The 22706-nt window shown below is 66.7% G+C and carries 24 protein-coding genes and 1 pseudogene; 15 read left to right on the forward strand and 10 right to left on the reverse strand.

Annotated features, from left to right (window positions below):
* Positions 1-12: 12 nt before the first annotated feature.
* The 3 genes from ACQKIE_RS15380 to ACQKIE_RS15390 form a co-directional block, all read right to left on the reverse strand.
* Positions 13-2250, reverse strand: a complete 2238-nt coding sequence (locus ACQKIE_RS15380) for a M1 family metallopeptidase (protein ID WP_427460658.1) — start codon at positions 2248-2250, stop codon at positions 13-15.
* Between the two features lie 82 nt (positions 2251-2332).
* The gene (locus ACQKIE_RS15385; RefSeq protein WP_427460660.1) at positions 2333-3193 is read right to left on the reverse strand and encodes a 2OG-Fe(II) oxygenase; all 861 of its coding nucleotides are present in this window, start codon (positions 3191-3193) and stop codon (positions 2333-2335) included.
* A gap of 47 nt (positions 3194-3240) precedes the next feature.
* A complete protein-coding gene (locus ACQKIE_RS15390) occupies positions 3241-3486 on the reverse strand; it encodes a GIY-YIG nuclease family protein (RefSeq protein ID WP_427460662.1) in 246 nt (81 codons plus the stop codon).
* Between the two features lie 28 nt (positions 3487-3514).
* Between ACQKIE_RS15390 and ACQKIE_RS15395 the strand changes: the two genes are divergently transcribed.
* Entirely contained in the window at positions 3515-4585 is a 1071-nt protein-coding gene (locus ACQKIE_RS15395) for a PLP-dependent aminotransferase family protein (RefSeq protein ID WP_427460664.1), read from the forward strand.
* Positions 4586-4588: 3 nt separating this feature from the next.
* Here the strand turns inward: ACQKIE_RS15395 and ACQKIE_RS15400 are convergent, their stop codons facing one another.
* Positions 4589-5404: a tRNA threonylcarbamoyladenosine dehydratase gene (locus ACQKIE_RS15400; RefSeq protein WP_427460666.1), complete on the reverse strand. Its 816-nt coding sequence runs from the start codon at positions 5402-5404 to the stop codon at positions 4589-4591.
* 65 nt (positions 5405-5469) lie between these two features.
* Here ACQKIE_RS15400 and ACQKIE_RS15405 point away from each other — a divergent pair, with 65 nt between their 5' ends.
* The 4 genes from ACQKIE_RS15405 to cqsA all read left to right on the forward strand — a co-directional run bounded on the left by ACQKIE_RS15405 (position 5470) and on the right by cqsA (position 9837).
* Positions 5470-5859: a cytochrome c gene (locus tag ACQKIE_RS15405; RefSeq protein ID WP_427460668.1), complete on the forward strand. Its 390-nt coding sequence runs from the start codon at positions 5470-5472 to the stop codon at positions 5857-5859.
* Between the two features lie 25 nt (positions 5860-5884).
* Positions 5885-7261 (forward strand): sensor histidine kinase, encoded by a 1377-nt coding sequence (locus ACQKIE_RS15410; RefSeq protein ID WP_427460670.1) that lies wholly within the window; start codon positions 5885-5887, stop codon positions 7259-7261.
* Positions 7261-8298, forward strand: coding sequence for a response regulator (locus ACQKIE_RS15415; protein WP_427460672.1), 1038 nt, complete (start codon positions 7261-7263; stop codon positions 8296-8298). The genes ACQKIE_RS15410 and ACQKIE_RS15415 overlap by 1 nt, the downstream gene beginning before the upstream one ends.
* 273 nt (positions 8299-8571) lie before the next feature.
* A complete protein-coding gene (cqsA, locus tag ACQKIE_RS15420; RefSeq protein WP_427460674.1) occupies positions 8572-9837 on the forward strand; it encodes an alpha-hydroxyketone-type quorum-sensing autoinducer synthase in 1266 nt (421 codons plus the stop codon).
* A gap of 18 nt (positions 9838-9855) precedes the next feature.
* On the opposite strand, the gene ACQKIE_RS15425 is transcribed toward cqsA, so the two are convergent.
* The 4 genes from ACQKIE_RS15425 to ACQKIE_RS15440 form a co-directional block, all read right to left on the reverse strand.
* Positions 9856-10161 carry an Mpo1-like protein gene (locus ACQKIE_RS15425; RefSeq protein WP_427460676.1) on the reverse strand — a complete coding sequence of 102 codons (306 nt, stop codon included), beginning with the start codon at positions 10159-10161 and terminating at the stop codon, positions 9856-9858.
* A gap of 12 nt (positions 10162-10173) precedes the next feature.
* Entirely contained in the window at positions 10174-11043 is an 870-nt protein-coding gene (locus ACQKIE_RS15430; RefSeq protein ID WP_427460678.1) for a pirin family protein, read from the reverse strand.
* Between the two features lie 167 nt (positions 11044-11210).
* The gene (gene cspE, locus ACQKIE_RS15435) at positions 11211-11414 is read right to left on the reverse strand and encodes a transcription antiterminator/RNA stability regulator CspE (RefSeq protein ID WP_036111837.1); all 204 of its coding nucleotides are present in this window, start codon (positions 11412-11414) and stop codon (positions 11211-11213) included.
* 343 nt (positions 11415-11757) lie between these two features.
* A complete protein-coding gene (locus tag ACQKIE_RS15440; protein ID WP_371024729.1) occupies positions 11758-11967 on the reverse strand; it encodes a cold-shock protein in 210 nt (69 codons plus the stop codon).
* A gap of 328 nt (positions 11968-12295) precedes the next feature.
* Between ACQKIE_RS15440 and ACQKIE_RS15445 the strand changes: the two genes are divergently transcribed.
* Positions 12296-12766, forward strand: coding sequence for a hypothetical protein (locus tag ACQKIE_RS15445; RefSeq protein WP_427460681.1), 471 nt, complete (start codon positions 12296-12298; stop codon positions 12764-12766).
* On the opposite strand, the gene ACQKIE_RS15450 is transcribed toward ACQKIE_RS15445, so the two are convergent.
* The gene (locus ACQKIE_RS15450; RefSeq protein ID WP_427460683.1) at positions 12767-14035 is read right to left on the reverse strand and encodes a winged helix-turn-helix domain-containing protein; all 1269 of its coding nucleotides are present in this window, start codon (positions 14033-14035) and stop codon (positions 12767-12769) included.
* 116 nt (positions 14036-14151) lie between these two features.
* Here ACQKIE_RS15450 and ACQKIE_RS15455 point away from each other — a divergent pair, with 116 nt between their 5' ends.
* Positions 14152-14748, forward strand: a complete 597-nt coding sequence (locus ACQKIE_RS15455) for an EF-hand domain-containing protein (RefSeq protein WP_427460685.1) — start codon at positions 14152-14154, stop codon at positions 14746-14748.
* 155 nt (positions 14749-14903) lie between these two features.
* Positions 14904-15971 carry a phospholipase A gene (locus ACQKIE_RS15460; protein ID WP_427460687.1) on the forward strand — a complete coding sequence of 356 codons (1068 nt, stop codon included), beginning with the start codon at positions 14904-14906 and terminating at the stop codon, positions 15969-15971.
* A 38-nt stretch (positions 15972-16009) separates the two neighbouring features.
* Here the strand turns inward: ACQKIE_RS15460 and ACQKIE_RS15465 are convergent, their stop codons facing one another.
* Entirely contained in the window at positions 16010-16492 is a 483-nt protein-coding gene (locus tag ACQKIE_RS15465) for an FKBP-type peptidyl-prolyl cis-trans isomerase (RefSeq protein ID WP_427460689.1), read from the reverse strand.
* A 193-nt stretch (positions 16493-16685) separates the two neighbouring features.
* Here ACQKIE_RS15465 and ACQKIE_RS15470 point away from each other — a divergent pair, with 193 nt between their 5' ends.
* The 7 genes and pseudogenes from ACQKIE_RS15470 (at position 16686) to efpL (ending at position 22629) form a co-directional block, all read left to right on the forward strand.
* Complete coding sequence (locus tag ACQKIE_RS15470; protein WP_427460691.1) at positions 16686-18680, forward strand: acetyl/propionyl/methylcrotonyl-CoA carboxylase subunit alpha; 1995 nt, start codon at positions 16686-16688, stop codon at positions 18678-18680.
* Positions 18681-18691: 11 nt separating this feature from the next.
* Entirely contained in the window at positions 18692-19591 is a 900-nt protein-coding gene (locus ACQKIE_RS15475) for a hydroxymethylglutaryl-CoA lyase (protein ID WP_427460693.1), read from the forward strand.
* Positions 19592-19658: 67 nt separating this feature from the next.
* Positions 19659-20144: pseudogene (locus ACQKIE_RS15480) on the forward strand (GNAT family N-acetyltransferase); the annotation flags it as partial.
* A gap of 18 nt (positions 20145-20162) precedes the next feature.
* On the forward strand, positions 20163-20630 hold the full coding sequence (locus tag ACQKIE_RS15485; RefSeq protein WP_427460992.1) for a GNAT family N-acetyltransferase: 468 nt from the start codon (positions 20163-20165) through the stop codon (positions 20628-20630).
* Positions 20627-21205, forward strand: coding sequence for an N-acetyltransferase family protein (locus ACQKIE_RS15490; RefSeq protein ID WP_427460695.1), 579 nt, complete (start codon positions 20627-20629; stop codon positions 21203-21205). The genes ACQKIE_RS15485 and ACQKIE_RS15490 overlap by 4 nt, the downstream gene beginning before the upstream one ends.
* A 63-nt stretch (positions 21206-21268) precedes the next feature.
* The gene (locus ACQKIE_RS15495) at positions 21269-22036 is read left to right on the forward strand and encodes an SDR family oxidoreductase (protein ID WP_427460697.1); all 768 of its coding nucleotides are present in this window, start codon (positions 21269-21271) and stop codon (positions 22034-22036) included.
* A 29-nt stretch (positions 22037-22065) separates the two neighbouring features.
* Positions 22066-22629: an elongation factor P-like protein EfpL gene (efpL, locus tag ACQKIE_RS15500; protein WP_427460699.1), complete on the forward strand. Its 564-nt coding sequence runs from the start codon at positions 22066-22068 to the stop codon at positions 22627-22629.
* The last annotated feature ends 77 nt before the right edge of the window (positions 22630-22706 follow it).

Below are 22706 nucleotides of genomic sequence, written 5' to 3' on the forward strand. Positions count from 1 at the left end.
GTTTGTGACCGTTCATAGGGTCCCCAGGAGCGCGTAGAAACCTTGCAGGAGGGCCGCGACGTCCGCCCCCCAGCGATGCGACGCCGCGTGATCGGCCTCTACCGTGCGGCTGTCGTTGAGCTTGTTCGAATCCAGGTAGATCTTCCGGTCCGGATCCAGTTCGGCCGAGGCACCCTTCACCGGCTTGGTGAAGACGAAGCGCGCCCAGCGACGGTCGTCATCCCAGCGCACCGTTTCCACCGAGCCGTCCATGAAAGTCACCTTGAGCATCTGCGGAACACGGGCGGCGTCACGACGGACCGTGACGGTCGTCTTCCAGGGGAAGGGACCCGTTCCCGGCGCCGCCTTCGGATGCGCTTTCTCCCAGGCGTCCCGTTGCTTCTCCACCGCGGCCGCGTTGTCGTCGGAGGTCAGTTCCTCACGACGGCCGTCCTTCGTGCGATTGCCGGCGAGCGGCAGCACTTCCTCACTGACGATCTCGCTCACGCTGTCGTCGATGCGTTCGGTGCCGTACACGTACTGGTCGAATACCTGTGCCACCACGTCCGGCTTGCCGGAGACGGCGGCGAGCGTGGCCTGCAGGTCGGCGATGCCGGGATGACGAAAATGCCACGTCGCGTAGTACTGCCTGAAGGCCTCCTCGGTCACGTCCTTGCCGAGTCGCTCCTCCAGGTCGTGCATCGCCGTGGCCGTGCGCGAATACACGGTGCCGTAATCCGCGCTGGACAAACGATCCCATGCGTTCTGGCCGAGAGGATCGGAGGGATGGCGCAGCGTCGCCGACAGGCGCTCGAGGGTGAACACGTCGAGGGGCGGTTCCACGCCGAAGAAGCGCCAGAACGGCTTGGTCAGGTACACCGCCTGACCCCGGTCACGAAGCATCCGGTCGTCCCAATATTCGTTCAGCCCCTCGTCGAGCATCGGCTCTTCGAATTCGTTCGAGGCTAGCAAGCCGTAGAAATACCCGTGGCCGAACTCATGGATCGTCACGAAGTCGAGCTCGTACTCGTCCAGCGTCTTCGGCGCCACCTTGGTGAAACTCTCGGCAGTGAAGAACGTGGGGTACTCCATGCCACCCGCCTCCGCCGCGTTGAACGGCGGAACGACGGCGGTCACCGTCTTGTAGGGGTACGGACCCAGCGTGCTCGAAAAATAGGCAAGGGAATCGATCGACGCCTCGAGCACGGGCTTCGCGCTGGCGGCGTATTCCGGTGGATAGACCACCCTGACCTTCACCTTCGGGCTGCCTGGGCCCGCGTATTCGCCATCGAGCGTCTTGTAACCCGGTGCCGCCATCCAGGCGAAATCGTGCACGTCGCCCTGGATGAAGTGCCAGGTGAGGTCGTTGCCCTCGGGGGCGGGAGCGCCCTGCTGCTCCCCGACCGCGGCCACGACGTACTCCTTCGGGGCCGTCACCCGCACATCGTACTCACCGAAGTCCGCATAGAACTCGCTGTTGAAGTGGAACTCGTGCACGTTCCAGCGCGGTTCGGTGGCGCCGCGTTCGCCCGGTAACTCGAGGACGCCGATCTTCGGGAACCACTGGCCCACCATGTGGAACGTGCCCACATAGCCCGTGCGGAGGATGACTCGCGGCAACTGGCTGTGGAAATTCATGTCGAGCGTGATGCTACCGCCTGCCGGCACGGGCTGCGCCAGGTCGACGCGCACGACGGTGTGATCGGTATCGGGGCCGCCGTCCGGATGCACGTAGCGCCAGCGCAGTGCCGCACCGTCCTGCTCCACGTTCCCGAGGTCGATGTAACCCCATTCGCCTTTCTTCACAGGGGCGATGCCGCGCGATCCGCCGTGCGCGGCGAGGAGGCGCCGCTCGGTGAAAAAGGTGCTGCCTTCGCTCTCGAACGCGTTGAGGTACAGATGGAGGAATACCGCCGACACCGGCCGGTCGCTGCGATTGCGCCAGGTGAGCTGTTGCTGGCCGTCGACCGTATGCTTGTCGGGATCCAGGCGTGCCTGGATGCGGTAGGACACGACGCGATCGGAGAGTGTCGGCTCATTGCCGGTGCGCGGTCCGCCCCATGCCTCCGGCGCGCTGGGTGTGCGAACGAACCCGGCGCGGGGCGATGCGAAGGGTATGTCCGCCGGCACAGCCGTCACCGCCGGCGGCGTCGCTGCCGTGGATGCGGCTGCCGGCTGCGGCGCCGGAGATACCTGCGCCCACGCGCCGCCGGCGTATGACAGCGCACCGGCCATGGCCGAAAAGACGAATCTGGCTAACTCGCGACGCATCGCTCCACCCTCCCCTGGAAGCCGACGAGATTGCGTTTCCCCGCGCGTGGCCGATATAGGCCAAAGGTCACGGTACGGCTCGTCAACCGGCGAAGGATCGCTCGCGCATCCACTTGGTCAGGATCCATTTCTCGCCCGAGAGGACGGGCGCTCCGCCGTGCAAGGACAGCGGGTCGAGCGAGCCGTCGGGCGCGGTGTATTCGAAATACAAGGCTTGGCCGCGACGGGGGACATAGCTGAAGTCGATGCGGGGGAAGACCGTCTCGCCGCCGGCTTCGACATCGTCGAGGTACATGATGAGCGTCGAAACGCGCTGGCCACCATGGCGCAGGTGCGGCTCGCTGCCCGGATCGTCGGGCGGGAAGAAGTCGAAGTGCGGCACGTACTCGGCCCCCACGCCGTAGCGCATCGCCTGCAAGCCTTCCCCGTGTTCTTCGTCCAGGCCCATGATCGCGGCGGCGCGCGCGTCGATGCGCGCGATCAACTCGGTTTCGCCCCTGCCGAAGTTGGCGCCTTCGCTCGTGCGGATATCCTGCACCACGCCAATACCCGTGCCCGGATTGACGACCTGCGACCGCTCGAGCCGCGACTTCGCCAACTCGCGGAGCATGAAGCATTCGTCCGTATCGAGCACGCCGTCGAGCACCGCGATGGTTGGGCGCGACACGCGCACGAGCACGCGGATGTCACGGTCGCCCGCGTGCAACGTGTGGCCTGCGGCCAACCGGCTCCTGAACGTCGCGGCCGTCATGGTGGGTGACGGCGCGACAGGCGACACGGAGCCGAACATCGCGTCGGCGATCGCCTCGCGCGCGACGCGCTCGTCGAAGCGATTCTCCTTCATGGTGGCCAGCAGTTCCGCGGGCGGGTTCCCGGCGGCCAGTGCTTCGCCGATCCAGCGGTGCCAATCCGCGGTAACCTTCGTGTGCAAGCGAGTGTTCATCGCGCCCATCGTAAGCCACGCCAATGACCACGGGTACCCCGCTCCCATCACCCGCCGTACGACAGCCAGGCCAGCTTTTTCGCCTTGGGCAGGCGCTTCACCTCGTGCTCGGCCTTGGACGCGGCGGAACGGTCGGGAAACGCTCGCGAGCCGAGCAACCGGACGGGCGGGTTCGCGCGCGTATAGCGGGCGCCCTTCCCTGCGACGTGCGCAGCATAGCGCGCCTCCAGGTCATTGGTGATTCCCGCGTACCAGGCGCCGTTACGGCATTCGATGAGATAGACACACCACATGGCGCGCAGCCTAACCGATGATGTGCCGATGAATCCGACTTACAACCTCGCGGTCAACCTGCCGCTCCTACGCCAGGCTGCGACACGGCTCTGCGAAGCGCTCTCGACCACACGCGTGGACGCGGACGACCTGGGCTATCCGGATCCCGCGGGACCGTTCGAGGTAAGGCAGTCCGTCGCGCGCTGGCTGGAGCGCACCGGCGGGCACGGCGCCGTCGATCCCGCCCTCCTCATGTTGACCAACGGCGCGCGGCACGCCCTGCGCCTCGCGCTCCTCTCCGGGCAAGCAGACGAGTCGTCTGCCGTGCTCGTCGAAGAGCGGACGTACCAGGGGTTCCGGACGATCGCGCAAGCGTCCGGACTGCGCTGCGTCGCGGTGGCCATGGACCAGCACGGCATGCGACCGGACGCCCTCGCGCAGTCCAAGCGCGAGAGCGCCGCCAACGCGGTCTACCTGCAGCCCACCCTGCACAACCCCACGACCGCGACCATGCCGTTCTCCCGTCGCGTGGAGCTCGCCCAGGTCGCCGAGCAGCTGGACCTGCGCATCATCGAGGGCGACGTGTACGCGCCACTCGCCTGGCACGGAGGAACCCCACTCCCTCCGTTCTCGGTCGTCGCGCCATGCCGGACCGTGCATGCCGGCGGCATCGGGAAGATCCTCGGACCCGGCTTGCGAATGGGTTGGCTGCTGCATCCCGACCCGCCCTCGCATGCACGAGCGACCCGCGCCGTCGAGCGCGACCTGGACGGCCTGCCTGCCCTCTGGCCGCGCGTGGTCGGCCGCCTGATGGACGACGGCACGGCCGACGTGCTCCTCGACGACCTGGCGAGCGCGATGAAGGAACGTGCCGCCATCGCACGGCGAATCCTCGGCCCCGGGCTCGTCACCGCCGGTGCGAGCTTGCACGCGTGGCTACCGTGCGCCGAAGCGACCACGCTCGAAAGTCGCCTGCTCGCGCGAGGCGTTCGCGTGGCGGCACCAACGGGCTTCGTGGGCGAGGGACGGCCGGTCGACGGCATCCGCATCGCCCTCGGCGCTGAGGAACGTCTCGATCGACTGGAGGAGGCCCTCCGCATCGTGGCGGACGCGCGCTGAGCCTCAGCCCTTCGTCGCCGTCAGCTTTTCAAGCGCCTTACCCACCGCCGCAAAGGCGAACGCGCCCGTGACATGGGTGGCCGCACCGAGGCCGCCGCCGCAGTCGAGCTTCAACGCATCCGCGCCGGGAGGCCGAACACCGCAGACACTGCCGTCCGCCTGCGGATACTGCACGTTCTGCAGCGAGTAGACCGCCGACACGCCGAAGAAGCGATCGGGATTGCGGGGAAAGCCGTGCTCCTGGCGCAGCTTCTTCCGGATCATGCTGAGCATCGCGTCATGCTCGGTACGCGACAGGTCGCGCACGCGGACCTGCGTCGGGTCCGTTCGCCCGCCTGCCGCACCGACGGTCACCAGCGGCACCTTGCGCCGGCGGCACCAGACGATCGTTTCCAGCTTCACCTTCAACGCGTCGCACGCGTCGATCACCACGTCGTAATTCCGGTCGAGGAGGTCGTCCAGGGTGGACGGCGTGAGGAACCGTTCGACCGCCTCCAGACGGATGGTCGGGCTGATGGCATGCATCCGCTCCGCCACGACGCCGACCTTGGGCTTGCCGTACTGACCGTCCAGCGCGTGCAGCTGGCGATTGGTGTTGGACAGGCAAACGTCGTCGCCGTCGATCAAGGTCAGCCGACCGATACCGCTGCGAGCGAGGGCCTCGGCCGCCCACGAACCGACCCCTCCCACGCCGATGACGCAGACGTGGGCGTGGCCCAGCCGGTCGAGGCTGCCACGGCCATACAGGCGTTCGATGCCGGCGAAACGTTCGGCCTGCGCCGTGCTCACGGAAGACTCGCTGGTGGAAGGTGCGTCCATTGTCTCATATCGAAAAATCATGGCCCTGGGCTATGCTGGCGCCCTCGTGTTGCGATGGACCCCCGATGCGCCCGCTGCTACTCGTCTTTCTCGGCCTTGTCGTGGGCGCGATGGGGGCCACATTCGCCCTGTCGGCACTCCACCAGGGCACGCCGTTCCACCGCGGCGTCATGGCCGTGATGCAGCACCACATGGGTGTGCTGCGCGAGAACGTGCGGGCGAAGCAGTGCGATGCCAAGGCCTCCGCGGACCACCTGTCGCGCATGCGCCAGGCGGCGGGTGATCTGCGCGATGCCTTCCCGGACATGGACGCGCCCTTCTACGAGGTGGCTGGCCGGCTGGGCAAGGTCATCGACGGTGCGACCGCGGCGGTACCCGCCACCTGCGAAGCGCTTACCCGGGCGATCGCCCCCATCGGCGAGGCCTGCCAGGCCTGCCACCGACAGTATCGATAGCGTGGGTTCGGGGATGCCACCGTCCATGTCGACGCCGGCTGACAAGCAGCATCGACCGCGGCACTTCATCCGCATGCAGCTTTGGTTGCTGCTTCGGGCGATGGCACGTTTCGAAAACACGATGTTCCTGCGCACGCGCTACTCGCAGCCCAAGATGGTGGCGATCGGCGTCGTGGGCAGTTTTTCCCTGGCAGTGTACTACCCGGTCTGGGCCTACTTGTTCCCGCAGCCCTACGAAAACCTGCCAATGCGGCTCGTCTGCAGCGCGACGTTCATTCCCCTGGCGCTGCTGCCGTGGTGGCCGCGCCGGCTACGCACGCACCTGCCGACGTATTGGTACTTCGCGATAACGGTGGCGATGCCGTTCTTCGTGGGATACATGACATTGCGTAACGCGACGCCGGCGTGGCTGATGACCCACCTCGCTTGCGTCATGCTGCTGATGATGCTGTTCGACATCGCCAGTTTCGTCGTGGTTTTCAGCATCGGCAGCCTGCTCGCCGCGCTGGTGTTCGTGCTGTCTCCCGAGGCGCACCTGCAGACACGGACGATGCTCGAATACATTCCCCTGCTCCTCTTCGCCATGGTCGGCGGCGCCACCTGCACGGTCTCATCGAACATGGCCGAGCAGTCGCGTATCGACGCACTGACCGCGGCGTCGAACAACATCGCGCACGAACTGCGCACGCCGCTGGGCTCCCTGCGGATCGCCGCGCGTGCCGTGGCGCGTTTCATGCCGGACCTGATCCGCAGCCACCGGCTGGCCGAGGGCGAGGGCCTGGCCGTGCCCGAGGTGCGCGCGCAGAACCTCCATGCGCTGGAGCGAAGCATCGGCGTCATGGAGCGCGAGGTCACCTACGCGAACACCATCATCGACATGCTGCTGCTCTCGGCCCGGCCGATCGGCGAAATCCCGCTGTCGCCGCTCGTCGCGCGGGAATGCGTCGAGCAGGCCCTCCGCCGGTTCCCCTACGGTTCACGTGCGGAGCGGGAACGTATCACCCTCTCGCCCACGGGCGATTTCCGCCTCCTGGGCGAGGAGGCGCTGGTGGTCCATATCCTGTTCAACCTGCTCCGAAACGCCCTTTTCCACACCGACAGGGCCGGCAAGGGGGACATCCAGGTGTTCATCGAGCCGGACGAGCTGGCCAACCGGATCCGCATCTACGATACGGGTCCCGGCATCCCGCCGGACGTGCTTCCCCGCATTTTCAACCGCTTTTACTCCTATGGCAGCGACAGCGCGGGGGCGGGCACCGTGACCGGCCTCGGAGTAGGACTCGCTTTTTGTCGCGCGGCGATGGAGCATATGGGCGGTGGCATCGCATGCCGTACCAACCTGGGCGAATTCACCGAGTTCACCCTCACCTTCCCGCATCCGGAGACCGGGGACCGGCAGTGATGACGTTGAACTCGCAGGGCGACATCCAGCCCTTCCACTTCCCGACGACCACGGTGCTCGTCGACGACCACGAGGAGTACCTCGAGGTCGTGCCGTTGCTGCTCGACCCGATGATGCGGGTCCGCACGTTCAGCTCCCCGCGCAGCGCGCTCGCCACCCTCGGGAACAACGGCAGCCGCCCCGTGCCCGGTGGCGGCTGGCTCTACCGCTGGAAGGACCGCCCCTCCGAGACGCAGGAACTGGTGGCCCTCGACATCGACTCGATCCACCGCGTGGTCTACGACCCGGAGCGCTTCGCGGAGATCTCGGTCGTCGTCGTGGACCAGGCCATGCCGGAGATGGACGGCATCACCTTCTGCAAGCGCCTGCCCAACCCGCACATCGGCAAGATCCTGCTTACCGGCCGGGCTGACGATGCGACCGCCATCGACGCGTTCAATTCCGGCGTGATCGATCGCTTCATCCGCAAGAACGATCCCGCGGCGATCGAGAAACTGCAGACCGCCATCAGCGAGCTCCAGCACCGCTACTTCGAGCGGGCCAGCGCCTTCGTGGCCGAGACGCTGGCCCTCGGCAACTTCCGGTTCCTGCGCGACCCCGCGTTCCGCGAGGTCCTCCAGTCGGTAACCGCCACCTTCCAGCCCGTGGAGTGCTACGTCCATTGCAATCCCACCGGGCTGCTCCTGGTCGACGCCTGGGGCATCGGCCGGTTCCTCCTCGTCCAGACCGACGAGGACCTGCGCACCCACTATGAAATTGCGGCAGATCTCGGTGCCCCGCAGGGGGTGCTCGAGGCGCTGCGGCGGGGCACGGCCCTGCCCTGGTTCAATTCGCGCGACGGTTTCTACCATAAGGGCGTGGTGGATCCCGAGTCGCAGCTCCACGTCGCGACGGCGGTTTCCGGCGAACAGTGGTACTACTACGCGCTCATCGACGACGTGCAGCGTTTCCGGCTGCAGCACGTGAAGTCGTACCGCACCTGGTTGCGCGAGCAGGACTTGAGCCTCGCCGCCGACAGCAGGTCGCGGTTCATCTAGGGATTCGTTCCGTCAATTCTCAAGCGAGCGAAGCACTTCGCGCCGGCCTGTCCGGCGCGCAGGGCCCGTGTCGCCTGGATTCATCTCATTCGGACGACGCTGTCCGCATAACGTCTCTCTGTTAATGGCATGAGGGGCCAGGGTCTCGACGTCGTGCCGTCGACACCCTCCCCCTTCCGCTACGCGCCTGCCTGGGCGAGGCCGGCGCGCGCGCCGTCGTGGCACGCGACGGCGCGAACCCGCCTGTCCCTTGACCACAGAGAGAGATGATCCATGGAAAACGTTTCCATTCTTTACCCGATCGCCAAGGCACCGGCTCTTCCGGACTTCGTTGCGTGCAGGGTCGATCGATTTCACAACGAACGGGTGGCCGTCGATTGGGGCGGACGTCACATTTTGCGTGGACGGCGGCCAGAAGGAGGCGATCTCATGCTCCAGAGCAACGACTACCTCGCGATCGCGGGTCACCCGGCCATCGTCGAGGCACAGCGAGGCGCGCTGGCTCGAGGTGGGCTAGGCATGATGATGTCCGCGCTGTTCCAGCAGGACGAGGGACAGCCGCTGCACCGGGTCGAGGCAGAGCTTGCCCGGGCCGTCGGCAGCGAGGACGGCATCCTCGCCCAATCGGGCTTCGCCGCCAACGTCGGACTGATCCAGTCGATCGCCGGGGAGCGCGTGCCGGTATACATCGACATGCTCGCCCATGCGTCGCTGTGGGAAGGCATCCGCAGCGCCGGCGCGAAGGCCGTGCCCGTCCTGCACAACGACATGGCGCACCTGGAACGGCAGGTGCTGCGCAATGGGCCCGGCGTCATCGTCGTCGACGCGGTCTACAGCACCAACGGCAGCCTGGCACCGCTCGCGGAGATCGCCGCCATCGCGCATGCCCAAGGATGCGTGCTGGTGGTCGACGAGTCCCACTCGCTTGGGACACACGGCCAGCGGGGCGAAGGCCTTGTTGCCAGTCTCGGCCTGACGGACCGCGTGCACTTCGTCACCGCGAGTCTTGCCAAGGCCTACTGTTCCCGCGCCGGCTTCATCGCCTGCACCACGCGGTTCAAGGACTATTTCGGCTGCGAGGCATTGCCGGCGATCTTCAGCTCCTCGTTGCTGCCACACGAACTGGCGGGACTTTCGGCGTCGCACCGGGTCATCCAGACCGAGGGCTGGCGACGCCAGCGGCTCCGGGCGATCACTCGCCAGGTCCGGAGCGAACTGACCGCGATGGGCTACCCGATCAGTGACGGCACGGAGCAGATCGTGGCGTTCGAGGCAGGACAGGAAATCCTGACCGGGCGCGTGCGCGACATCATGGAACGGCACGGCGTCTTCGGCTCGGTGTTCAGCGCACCGGCGACAACGGTCAACCGCTCGCTCCTTCGTCTCACCCTCAATGCGGGCATGAGCGATGGCGACGTGGAACGACTGCTTGCCGTCTGCCGGACGGCGCGCGACGAACTGGAACTGGACGCGTGGAGCGCCTCCCGTCGGGCGCAGCGTGAAACGACCCGGTCGCCGGCGCCGGCGGAAGTCGCTTGAGGGCCAGCGCGGGCGTGCTCAGCGCAAGGAGACGCGCCCGCGCAGGATGTCCCCGAACATCGCCCAGTCGCCCATCAGGCTGTAGAGCGGGTGACGGAAGGTTGCGGGCCGGTTCTTCTCGTAGACGAAGTGCCCGATCCATGCGAAGCCATAGCCTCCGACCAGCGCCAGCAACAGCCACAGGAACTGACCCGTGACGACGAGCATGACGAGGGCGAAGAGGACTATCCAGCTGCCCGCGAAATGCAGGCGGCGGCATCGGACATCGGCGTGTTCGCCGAGGTAATAGGGATAGAACTCGCGAAAGCTCGCAAAACGGGCCATGGCGCCTCCCGCTCAGTAGGTGGGTAACGGAATCCGCTCGTATTCGTCGCCGGGCACAAGGGGAAACCGCCCTGCCGCCCAGTCGGCCTTCGCCGTCTCGATCAGTTCCGGCGAACTGGCAACGAAATTCCACCACAAATGTCGCTCGCCATCGAGCGGTGCTCCACCGAACAGCATCACCAGCGAGCGCTCCTTTGCCTCCAGCACCGGCGGCGGCCCGTCATGCGCCACCGCCATGTCGAGGGCATCGAGTTCCACGTCATCGAAACGAGCGGATCCCTCGACGACGTAGGCGCCCCACTCCGCGTGCTGTTCCGGCATGGTCAGCCGCGCGCCGGCCTCGAGGCGGGCTTCGACGAAGAACATGGGCGCGAAGACGCGCACGGGCGACGTCGCGCCGAAGGCCTCACCGGCGATGACGACCATGCGGGCGCCGTCCCGATCGACCTTCGGGAGTTCGGCAGCCGGATGATGATGGAATTCCGGTTCAATCCGCTCGTGCGACCTGGGCAAGGCGACCCAGACCTGGATGCCGTGCAGGCTCGCGTGGTGGTGACGCGCCTCCGGCGGCGTCCGTTCCGAGTGCGCGATGCCGCGCCCGGCCGTCATCCAGTTCACGTCGCCCGGATGGATATCCACGGCGCTACCCAGGCTGTCCCGATGACGGATCACCCCGTCGAACAGCCAGGTGACTGTCGCCAGGCCGATATGTGGATGCGGTCGCACGTCCAGGCCGGCATCGTCGTCGAAAGCGGCCGGGCCCATCTGGTCGAAGAAGACGAAGGGGCCGACGTGGCGCGCCTTCAGATGCGGCAGCATGCGCCGCACGACGAAGCCGCCGCCGAGGTCGCGTTGCTTGCCGTCGATGGAAAGAGTGGTCATGGCTGGCTCCCGTGATGCGTGGAGCCTAGCAAAGCCGCGCCGATCCGGCTGGCATGAATCTATCGGCGGTGCTGGCGCCCGAGGAAACGCCAAAAACTCCCCCGGCGCAGGGCACCGGGGGAGTCGAAGTCATGCAAGGACGGGCGGCGGTAGCCGGCCCGAACGGATTACTTCGGAACGACGTTGTCCGCCTGCGGGCCCTTCTGGCCCTGGGTCACGGTGTATTCCACCTTCTGGCCCTCGGCAAGCGACTTGAAGCCGTTGCCCTGGATGGAACGGAAATGCACGAACACATCCGGACCACCTTCATCCTGAGTGATGAAGCCAAAGCCCTTGGCGTCGTTGAACCACTTCACAGTACCTGTTGCCATCACACACACCTCTATCCAACACACGAAAACCCGGCTCGCGAGCCGGCGACTTACTGGGCATGCAGGACCGGGTGAGGCGATGGAGCGCAAGAACTGCTCGCTTACATCGGGTCACTCTCGTGACCGCGCAGACACAGTAGGGTGGATCATAACCACATTTTCCCAAACTTCTGTAGGGGAACCCCTACAGAAGTCGGATTTTTGACGCCGATCACGAGGAAAGATGTGAAGAAGATCGAATAACCGGCGATTTTCTTGCCGATAATGCATGTGGATACCTCGCGCGCATAAAAAAAGCCGGGCGTTGCCGCCCGGCTTTTTTCGCGAGAATGGTCCGGGCCGATTAGGCGGCCTGGACTTCCTCAGCCTGCAGACCCTTCTGGCCGTTCACGACCTTGAAGGAGACCTTCTGGCCTTCGGCGAGGGACTTGAAGCCGTTGCCCTGGATGGCGCGGAAGTGAACGAACACGTCCGGACCCGCCTCACGGGAAATGAAGCCGAAGCCCTTGGCATCGTTGAACCACTTTACGGTGCCGATCTCACGATCCGACATAGAAACACTCCAATACGATTTTTACGAATGAAACCAGCGACTTGAAATAAGTCGCCGCATTACTGGTGTGCAAGGAAACGCGAGGAGCGAAGCGATGTTGCGGATCCGTGATCAGCGGCATCGGGTCAACGTAACTCTATGACCCCGGCAAACACAGTGCGCGGACTATACCTGTACCCGCGGGAAATAGCGATGGTGTCGAATCCGCGTCCTCCCATGATCGCTGACATCGATTTCACCCCTCGTGGGCACATGCTTGCTTCGCGTCGCATCAATGCTGCGACTTGGCTACCATCCGTCCACGCTTGCCAAAGGGGGACCCGTCGACATGAACCGCTCTATGACCCGCCTCATTCCTCTGCTCGCCGGCGCTCTCGCGCTGGCCGCCTGCTCCGATCACAAGACCAAGCCCGAAAGCAGCACGGGCCGTACCGCCAGCCCGACGACAACCACGACGATGAGCAGCAGTCCAAGCAAACGCTCCTCGACCAGCACGACGTCGCCCGCGCCTCGCTCGGGGAGCAAGAAGGAGGCTGCGCTGCCTGAAAGCACCGGCATCGCCGCCTGCGACGAATACCTCGCCAGCTACAAGAGCTGCCATCTCGCGGCCGGCATCTACGCCCGCGACCAGATCGACAGCCGCTATGACCTCATGCGGACCAGCCTGTTGCGGCAGTCGCAGGATCCCGACATGCGCGGCCAGCTCGGTGCGCGCTGCACGTCGCTGGCGTCACAGCTGAAAGATGCCTTGCACGGCAAGTCGTGCGCCGACGTGCCGGCCCCGGCTTCCACGCGTTGATCAAACGCTAGCGGCCTTCCGCAACCGCGTAGCCAGTCCGGTGGGCTGGCTGCGCTCGATGGCGATGCGCGGTGTGCCATGCCATGCCGCGCATTCACCTATCGCACCGGCGATGCCCTCGACAAGGTCGGGCGACACCGCGGTGCCGTCCTCGAGCCAGATGCCCAGGACCTGGAACAAGCCCGCCTGGCGGTGCGCCTTCGCGTCGAGGCGGCCGACGAGACGGCCGCGATGCAGGATCGGAAGCACGTAGTAGCCGTATTTCCTCTTCGCCGCTGGTGTATAGCACTCGATCGTGTATTCGAAGCCGAAGAGGTCCTGCGCACGCGCACGGTCCCACACGACCGGGTCGAAGGGCGAAAGGAGCGTGGTGCGCGTCGCCCGCAGCCCGTTCCGGCTCGCGTCCGCGAGCACCGTGGCCTGCGCACGATGCACGTAGGCCGGCTCATCCCATCCGTCCACCGACACCTGGAGCAGGCTGCCGTCGGCGACCAATGGCTCCAGCTCCACGTCGGTCACGCGCGGCCGCAACCGGAAGTAATCCGCGATCCAGCGTGCCTTCGCGATACCTAGCGCGCGCACGCTCTCCAGGACGAAGTGCCGCCGCACGATGGCCTCGTCGAGCGTGCCGGCCGGTGGCGGCTCGGGCCACGTCGCCGTCACCCGTTCGGCCAGGTCGTAGACACGCTGGAAGCGCTCCCGCCTCGCCACCATGAGGCGACCCAGCGCGAACCAGGCCTCCAGCCAGCGCTTCTCCGGTTTCCATCCCCACCATCCCTTGCCGCCGGGGCCCTCGCGTTCGAAATCGGCCGCGCGTAGCGGACCCTCGCGGCGAATCCTCTCGATCAGCGCGTCCATGTCCGCACGCGCCTCGGCGTGCGTCCTCTCCGCGATCTTGTGCGCCCAGTGCCCTGCCCTTCCGGAACGGTAATCGCGGTGGTAACGGTACGCCGGGGACGGCACGAAACACGCCTCGTGCGCCCAGCACTCGGCAATGGCGCCCTCCGCCAATGCCTCGTCCAGCCATTCGTTGCGATAGGCACCCAGGCGCGAGAACAGGGTCATGTAAGGACTTCGCGCGACGACGTTGATCGTGTCGATCTGCAACAGTCCCATGCGTGCGATCGCGTCGACGACATCGGTCTTTCGCGCCTTGCGCGTCCGGCGCTTCAGGAGTCCCTGGGCAGCGAGGTGCATCAACTGCGCCGACCGCTGGGAAAGGCGGAGCACGTTGCCCGTGGAGGGCGCGTCGGATACGCGTGACGGCACGGTAGAGGCCTTTCGCCAGTTGGGTCGCCATTAAATCGCTCCTTGCTAGCGTCGGCAACGATGCCGCGATGCAGGACATCGCAGCACCCCAACCACGTGACGAAAGGAGGCCATCCATGAAGAAGCAAGTTCGCGCCGTTGCCATCGGCGCTTCGCTGCTGCTGGCAGGCGCGGCATTCGCCCAGGTTCCGCCGCCGCCGAACCAGGTTCCGCCTCCACCCCCGGGCGAGGCCACGCCGCCGCCCCCTCCGCCGCCGGGCGCAGTGCCGCCTCCGCCGCCTGGCGAACCCCTGCCGCCGACCACCCAGGCACCCGATCCGACCATGCCGCCACCGGCCAGCCAGCCGGCCGACCCGGCCATGCCACCGCCGGCGAGTGAAGCGCCACCTCCGCCGCCGGCCGCGCCCGCCGCTCCGATGCCGCCTGCGCCACCGGCGCCGCCCGGGTCGGAATCGGGTTCCACCGGAGCCACGATGCAAACGCCGCAAGGACAGGTCAGCGTGAACAGCGGCCCGGCCCCGGCTAAGCCGGCAGGTCCGGCGCCTGACTTCGCCACGCTGGCGGGGGGCAAGGGCTCCATCTCCGAGAGCGGCGCGTCGGCCTATCCGCTCCTGGCCAACGACTTCCAGTACGCGGACAGCAACCGCGACGGAAAAATCTCGAAGGCCGAGTACCAGCGCTGGGTGGCGAAGTCCGGCGCGGGCGGTCAATAACGAGACGCCGGGACGACCCGGCCCATGCCGTGGGAAGCCCGCTCGCGGGCTTCCCACCTTTCGCGACCCTGAACGCTGCACGTTCTGCTGACGGCCATGGCCGCTACACTCCCCCGCCTCACCGGCCCGCCCGGTCCGCAGGGAGTCACCTCACCATGAAGCCATTCCGCGCCGCCGGCGCCCTCGGCGTCTATGCGTGCCTGCATGCAGGTATCGCCGTGGCGCAGAACCCTAGCCCGCTGGACATCCGCGCGTGCTCCGCCATCGAAACCGATTCGCAGCGCCTCTTGTGCTACGACAAGGCGGTGGGCCGCGATCGGCTTCCTCAGGCCGCGAAGAAAGAGGATCCCTCGGCGCATTCGATCAGCGTGGACCTCGCCACACGCGATTCGGGCAATGTCGCCCGGCCGTTGTCGCTGCTCGACAGCCGCTGGGAACTGTCGCCGGAGTCCAAGCTGGGGACCTTCAACCTGCGTGGCTACAAGCCGACCTACGCGCTCCCGTTCTTCGGCGCGTCCCGGCAGAACACTCGCCCGCACAGCCCGGCGCCTGACCACACGGTGGCGACGCCGCAACAACTGGACGATGTCGAGGCCAAGTTTCAGATCAGCCTCAAGACCAAGGTGGTCGAGAACCTGTTCGGCGAGAACGGCGACCTCTGGGTCGGCTATACCCAGTCCTCGCGCTGGCAGGTCTACAACACCGACAACTCGCGCCCGTTCCGCGAAACGAACTACGAACCCGAGGCGATGCTCGCGTTCAACACGCACTACGAGATACTGGGGTGGACAGGTCGCCTCGCCAGCATCGGCATCAACCATCAGTCGAACGGTCGCGCGGACCCGTTGTCGCGCAGCTGGAATCGTGTGGTCGCGGACATCGGCCTGGAACGCGACGGCTGGACCGTCATGCTGCGCCCGTGGTGGCGCATCCCCGAGGACCGGAAGGACGACGACAACCCGGATATCCAGGACTACATGGGGCGCGGCGAGATCCAGGTCGTCCACGAAGTGGGCCGGCAGGAATTCGGCCTGACCGCGCGGCACTCGTTCCGCAGCGGCGATCGCTCGCACGGCTCGCTACGCGGCACCTGGAGCTTCCCCGTCGTCGGCAACCTGCGCGGTTACATGGAAATCTTCAACGGCTACGGTGAGAGTCTGATCGACTACAACCACCGCGCGACCTACCTCGGTATCGGCGTGTCGTTGCTTGATTGGTACTAAGGCATGTGGGAGCCGCCATGGCGGCTCCCCCACCATCATCAATGGTGGTGGCCACCCTCACCGTGCACGTGGCCGTGCGACAGCTCTTCCTCGGTCGCCTCGCGGACATTGGCGATCTCGACCGCGAAATGCAGGGTCTGCCCGGCGAGCGGGTGGTTGCCGTCGACGGTGACGTTGTCGCCCTCGATCTTGCTCACGGTGACGTTGATGCTGCCCTGGTCGTTCCGACCCTGGAACTGCATGCCCGGCTGGAGGTCTTCCACGCCCTGGAACGCCGCGCGCGGCACGACCTGGACCAGCTCCTGGTGGCGCGGGCCGTAGCCCTCTTCCGGCGTGACGTCGACCTTGAACTGATCGCCCGCCGAGCGGCCTTCCAGCGCCTTCTCGAGGCCCGGGACGATATGGCCTTCGCCATGGATATAAGCCAGCGGCTCGCGCCCTTCCGAGCTGTCGATGACGTTGCCCTGGTCGTCGGTCAGCGTGTAGTGGAAGGAAACGGCGTGGCGGTTGGCGATCTGCATGGAATTCTCGCTCTGGAGGAGGGGGATCGTGGAAGGCAGGGAACGCCCTCCCGGGCCTCCAAGGCTAGGCGACCGGCCATCAGATCGCAAATCACGAAACCGTCGCGATGCTGCGGCGCAACCCGCCGCGGGGCCGCAATCTGCTAGTTTTCTCCCTTTTTCCCCCACCATCCGACACCGTGCCGGGAGCCGCATGTTCGACTGCATTCTGATCGCCAACCGTGGCGAAATCGCCTGCCGCGTGATCCGGACCTGCCGCCGCCTGGGTATCCGTACCGTCGCGGTGTATTCCAGTGCCGACGCGGGAGCCCAGCACGTACGGCTCGCGGACGAGGCGTGGCCGATCGGCGGCCCGCGTCCGGCGGAATCCTACCTGCGCGGCGACGCGATCATCGAGGTCGCGCGACGCACCGGTGCGCAAGCGATCCATCCCGGGTACGGCTTCCTGTCGGAAAACACGGGCTTCGCGCGTGCCTGCGCCGAGGCCGGCATCGCCTTCATCGGCCCACGGCCCGAGAGCATCGACGCCATGGGTTCCAAAGCGGCGGCAAAAGCCCTCATGGAGCGCCATGCCGTTCCGCTCGTTCCCGGCTACCACGGCGAGGACCAGGAACCCGAACAACTGGCCACCGAGGCGAGGCGTACCGGCTTCCCGCTCATGATCAAGGCGGCGGCGGGTGGCGGCGGCAAGGGCATGCGCATCGTGCGCGACGACGCCGGCTTCGCGGAGGCGCTCGCCTCGGCCCAGCGCGAAGCCGCGAACGCCTTCGGCGACACGCGCGTGATCCTCGAGCGCTACGTCGAGCATCCGCGCCATATCGAGTTCCAGGTGTTCGGCGACACGCACGGCAACATCGTCCACCTCAACGAGCGCGAATGCTCGGCGCAACGTCGTTACCAGAAGGTGCTGGAGGAAACCCCCTCGCCCTTCCTCGACGAGGCACGCCGGGCGCGCATGGGTGCCGCCGCGGTAGCCGCGGCGCGCGCGGTGGATTACGTGGGCGCGGGCACGGTCGAGTTCATCGTCGGGCAAGACGGCGAGTTCTTCTTCATGGAAATGAACACCCGCCTGCAGGTGGAGCATCCGGTCACCGAGGAAACCCTCGGCCTCGACCTGGTGGAATGGCAGCTGCGCGTCGCCGCGGGTGAACCGTTGCCGCTGGCGCAGGACGCGATACGGGCACACGGTCATGCGATCGAGGTGCGCCTCTACGCCGAGGATCCCGAAGCGAACTTCCTTCCCGGTTCCGGCCGGCTCGTTTCCCTCGAGTTGCCATCGCCGTCAGAACACGTGCGGCTCGACGGCGGCGTGGTCGCCGGCGACACGGTCACGATCTTTTACGACCCCATGATCGCGAAGCTCATCGTGCACGACCGCAATCGCACACAGGCCCTCGAGCGCCTGCGCGAAGCGCTCGCGCAGACGGACATCGTGGGACCGAAATCGAACGTGGCCTTCCTGGAGCGGCTGGCGCGCCATCCCGTCGTCGTCGAAGGCCGGATCGATACCGGTTACCTCGATCGTCACCTCGATGAATTCCTGGTCGGCGCTGCCGAAGCAGCCGAGCTCGACCTGTTCGCCGCGGCGACCGCCATGCTCCTCGCGGACGAGGTGTCGTCGCGCAACGGCGATGGCGATCCGCATTCGCCGTGGGGCAGTGCCGATGCCTGGCGCATCGGCCACCCGGGTAAGCGTGTCGTCGCACTGGTCGAAGGGGGGCGTCGCCACGAGATCGAAGCGCACGGCCACGACGGCGATTACGTCCTTCATCTGCACGACGGCTCGTGCACCGTATCCGGTGCGCGGCTCGCCGACGGTACGCTTTCCGCCCGCTTCGACGATCGTGCGCGACGCGTACCACTGTCGCTGACACATGGACGCGTGCGGCTGCATGACGAACAAGGCCGCCGCTGGACGTTCGAGCGCGCCCCCGCCTATGCATGGCAGGGCGAGGCGGCGGCCGGCGCCAGGCAACTCGTCGCGCCCATGCCTGGCCGCATCGTGCTGGTGCGGGCCGCCGTCGGCGACGTCGTGGAAGAAGGCCAGGAATTGCTGGTGATGGAAGCGATGAAGATGGAACTGGCCTTGAAGGCGCCCCGCGCCGGCAGCATTGAGTCCCTATCCGTCGTACAGGGCGACTTCGTGGACGCCGATGCCGTCCTCGTTCGCTTCGTCGAAACGGCTTGACCGGAGACTGCATGAACGCTTCCAACCATGTTCGCATCGTCGAGGTCGGCCCCCGCGATGGTTTGCAGAACGAAAAGACGATGCTTCCCTCGGCGGTCAAGATCGCCTTGATCGACCGCCTGTCCGACACGGGCCTCGCCACCATCGAGGCCACCAGCTTCGTCAGCCCCAAATGGGTCCCTCAACTCGCCGATGCCGCCGAGGTCTATCGCGCCATCCGTAAAGCGCCCGGCGTCGTCTACCCTGTCCTGGTGCCGAACCTGCAAGGCTACGAGCGCGCGCGGGACGTCGGCGCCGGCGAAGTCGCCGTCTTCACGGCCGCGTCGGAAGCGTTCAACCGCAAGAACATCAACGCCTCGATCGACGAATCCATCGATCGGTTCCTGCCCGTGCTCGAGCGCGCGCGTGCCGACGGCGTCGCCGTGCGCGGCTATGTCTCCACCGTGCTGGGCTGCCCGTACCAGGGCGAGGTACCTATCGCCGACGTCGTGCGCGTCGCCCGTCGCCTGCACGAACTCGGCTGCCATGAGGTATCGCTCGGCGACACCATCGGCGTCGGCACCCCTGCGAAAGCCCGGGCCATGTTGCGCGCCGTGGCGAGCGAGGTGCCGATGGCGTCGCTTGCCGTCCACTTCCATGACACCTACGGGCAGGCCCTCGCCAACATCCTCGCCTGCCTCGAGGAAGGCGTCCGCGTCGTGGACAGCGCCGTCTCGGGCACCGGTGGATGCCCCTATGCGAAGGGCGCCACGGGAAACGTGGCGAGCGAGGACGTGGTGTACATGCTGCACGGCATGGGCATGACCACAGGGGTAAACCTCGACCGCCTGGTGGAAACCGGTGCATGGCTGGCCGGCCAGCTCGGCAAGGCCACGGCCAGCAGGGTGACCCAGGCCCGCACCGCCGTCTGATACGCCGGCCCCCGGTGGGACCCGAGGCTCCCTTCATTGCCGGCACCATCCATGGCAGCATCCACGTATGCCTGCCGACTACCTCATCCGCCCCATCGAGCCGCGCGACGATGCCGACATCGCCGCCGTGATCCGCACCGTCATGCCCGAGTTCGGCGCCGACGGCCCCGGCTTCGCCATACACGACACGGAGGTCGACACGATGTCGACCGCCTATGCGCGGCCCCGTGCCGCGTACTTCGTCGTCGAGATGGGCGGCCGTGCGGTCGGTGGTGGCGGAATGGCGCCGCTGGAAGGCGGGGACGCGGAAACGTGCGAACTGCGCAAGATGTACTTCCTGCCCGAGGCCCGTGGCACGGGCGCCGCTTCACAGCTTCTCCGCCGCTGCTTCGACGCCGCGCGGCGCGCCGGATTCTCGCGCTGCTACCTCGAGACATTGACCGGCATGGACGCGGCACAGGCGCTGTACCAGCGCCACGGCTTCACGCGCATCGACGCGCCCATGGGCGGCACCGGGCATTTCAGTTGCGATCGTTTTTTCCTGCGCAGCCTCAACGATGGTGACCTCACGGTGGCACCGACACCGCCGTCGCTGGTCTTCGCGATTGACGATCCCGGCAGTGAGGACGTCCTGCCCCTCATCGAGCAACTGCACGGCTACCTCTCGGACCTGGACAGGCACCTGCCGCCGCCCTCGGTCGGCGTCGAAAGCCTGCGCCAGCCGCACACTACCTTCATGACCGCGCGCGTCGACGGTCTCCCGCTCGCCTGCGGCGCAAGCGTCGACCACGGCGATTATGTGGAGCTCAAGTACATGTACGTGCTTCCTGCCTGCCGAGGCATGGGCCTGGGGAAACAGATGCTCGAGGCGCTCGAGCAACAGGTCCGCTCCGCTGGCGGCAAGGTCGTCAAGCTCGAGACTGGCACGGCGCAGACCGAATCGATCGAGTTGTACGAGCGCGCAGGCTACCGCCGCTGCCGGCCGTTCGGTGACCACCGCGCCAACGCGTCGAGCATCTTCATGGAAAAGAGCCTGTGATCCGCGTGGCCGTCGAAGGCGATGCCGCCGCCTGTCATGCCATCTATGCGCCCGTCGTCGAAAGCAGCGCGATCACGTTCGAAACCGAGTTCCCCGGCAACGACGCGATGGCGGCACGCATCCGCGCCCGCCTCGCGAGCCATCCGTGGCTGGTGTGGGAAGAGGACGGCGAGGTGCTCGCCTATGCGTATGCCGGCCGTTTTCGCGAGCGCGCCGCCTACGACTGGATCGCTGAAACCTCGATCTACGTGCACGAGAAGGCGCGGCGGCGCGGCATCGCCCGCCGCCTCTACGGCGCCTTGCTGGACGCCATGCGCCTGCAGGGCATCAACCAGGCCGTGGGCGTGATCACCCTGCCCGGCGAGACCAGCGTCGCGATGCATGAGGCCATGGGCTTCGTCCCCGCCGGTGTCTGGCCGAAGGCCGGCTACAAGCTGGGCCGCTGGTGGGACGTCGGCGTATGGAGCCTTTTCCTCGCCGAGCCAGCCAATCCACCCGCGCCGGTGCTCCCTTTCGCGGAGCTGGCGAATTCCGCCGCGTTGGCCGGGCTGCTGCAGGGATCCACGCCGAAGTAGGCTGCCGTCGCTTGTGCGCTCCGCTAAGATGCGCTTCTTTGCCATTCGCAACGCGGAGTCCCCATGAAGCTCGAACAGGTCAAGGCGGTGATCACCGGCGGCGCATCCGGCCTGGGTCACGCCGTCGCCCAACGGCTCGTCGCCGCAGGCGCCCGGGTCGCCCTCTTCGATGTGAACGAGGAGAAGGGCCAGGCCGCCGCGGCCGCGCTCGGCAGCAAAGCGTCCTTCCATCGCACCGACGTCACCTCCGAGGACGGCGTGACCGCCAACATCACTGCCGCCAGCGAGGCGATGGGCGGACTGAACGTGGTGGTGAACTGCGCGGGCATCCTCGGCGCGGGCCGGGTGCTGGGCAAGGAAGGTCCGATGCCGCTGGCAAATTTCTCGACCACGGTCATGGTGAACCTGGTCGGCAGCTTCAACGTCGCGAAGGCCGCCGCGCAGTTGATGCAGGGCAACCCCGCCGGCGAAGACGGCGAGCGCGGCGTGATCGTCAACACGGCTTCCGTGGCCGCGTACGAAGGGCAGATCGGACAAGCCGCCTATTCCGCGTCGAAGGGCGGCGTGGTGGGCATGACGCTGCCCATGGCGCGTGAGCTCGCGCGCTTCGGCATCCGCGTCAACACGATCGCCCCCGGCATCTTCTGGACGCCGATGGTCGACGGCATGCCCCCACAGGTGCAGGAATCGCTGTCCGCGTCCATCCCCTTCCCGTCGCGCCTGGGCAAGCCGGAAGAGTTCGCCGACACCGTTGCTTTCATCCTCGCCAGCCGCTACGTCAACGGCGAGACGATCCGGCTCGACGGCGCCGTCCGCCTCGCGCCGAAATAATCCAACCCACGACACGAAGTCGAACAGCCATGAAAGCATCCGAAGTCAAGAAAGGTAACGTCGTCGAGAACGAAGGCACGGTGTACCAGGTCCGCGACATCGAACGCAGCGCGCCCACCGCGCGCGGCGGCAACGTCACCTTCCGGTTCACCCTGTACTCGATCCCCGGCAACCGCAAGTACGACCTCAGTCTCCGCGCGGACGATGAACTGAAGGAAGTCGAGCTCACCCGCCGCCAGGCGAAGTTCTCGTACATGGACGGCGACGCGTTCGTGTTCATGGACGACGAGGATTACACGCAGTACACCCTCGGTGCGGAAGTGATCGGCGACAACGCCGGCTACATCGTGGAAGACCTCGAGGGTTATTACGTGCAGGTGATCGACGATGCGCCGGTCGGCCTGCAGGTACCGACCTCGGTGGTGCTCACCGTGACCGACACCGCACCGGAGCTCAAGGGGGCCAGCGCCACCAAGCGCACGAAGCCGGCGACCCTGCAGACCGGCATCGAAGTGCAGGTCCCCGAGTACATCACCACCGGCGAGAAGGTCACCGTGAATACCGTCACCGGCGAGTTCTCGGGCCGCGCCTGATCGGCAACCGTTCCGCTCGCCATCCAGTCAGGCGAATTGCGGCAGAATCGGAGGCTCACAGGACGAGCCTCCCCGAC

Origin of the sequence: Luteibacter sp. NPDC031894 (assembly GCF_050273135.1) — a bacterium.
Lineage (GTDB): Bacteria > Pseudomonadota > Gammaproteobacteria > Xanthomonadales > Rhodanobacteraceae > Luteibacter.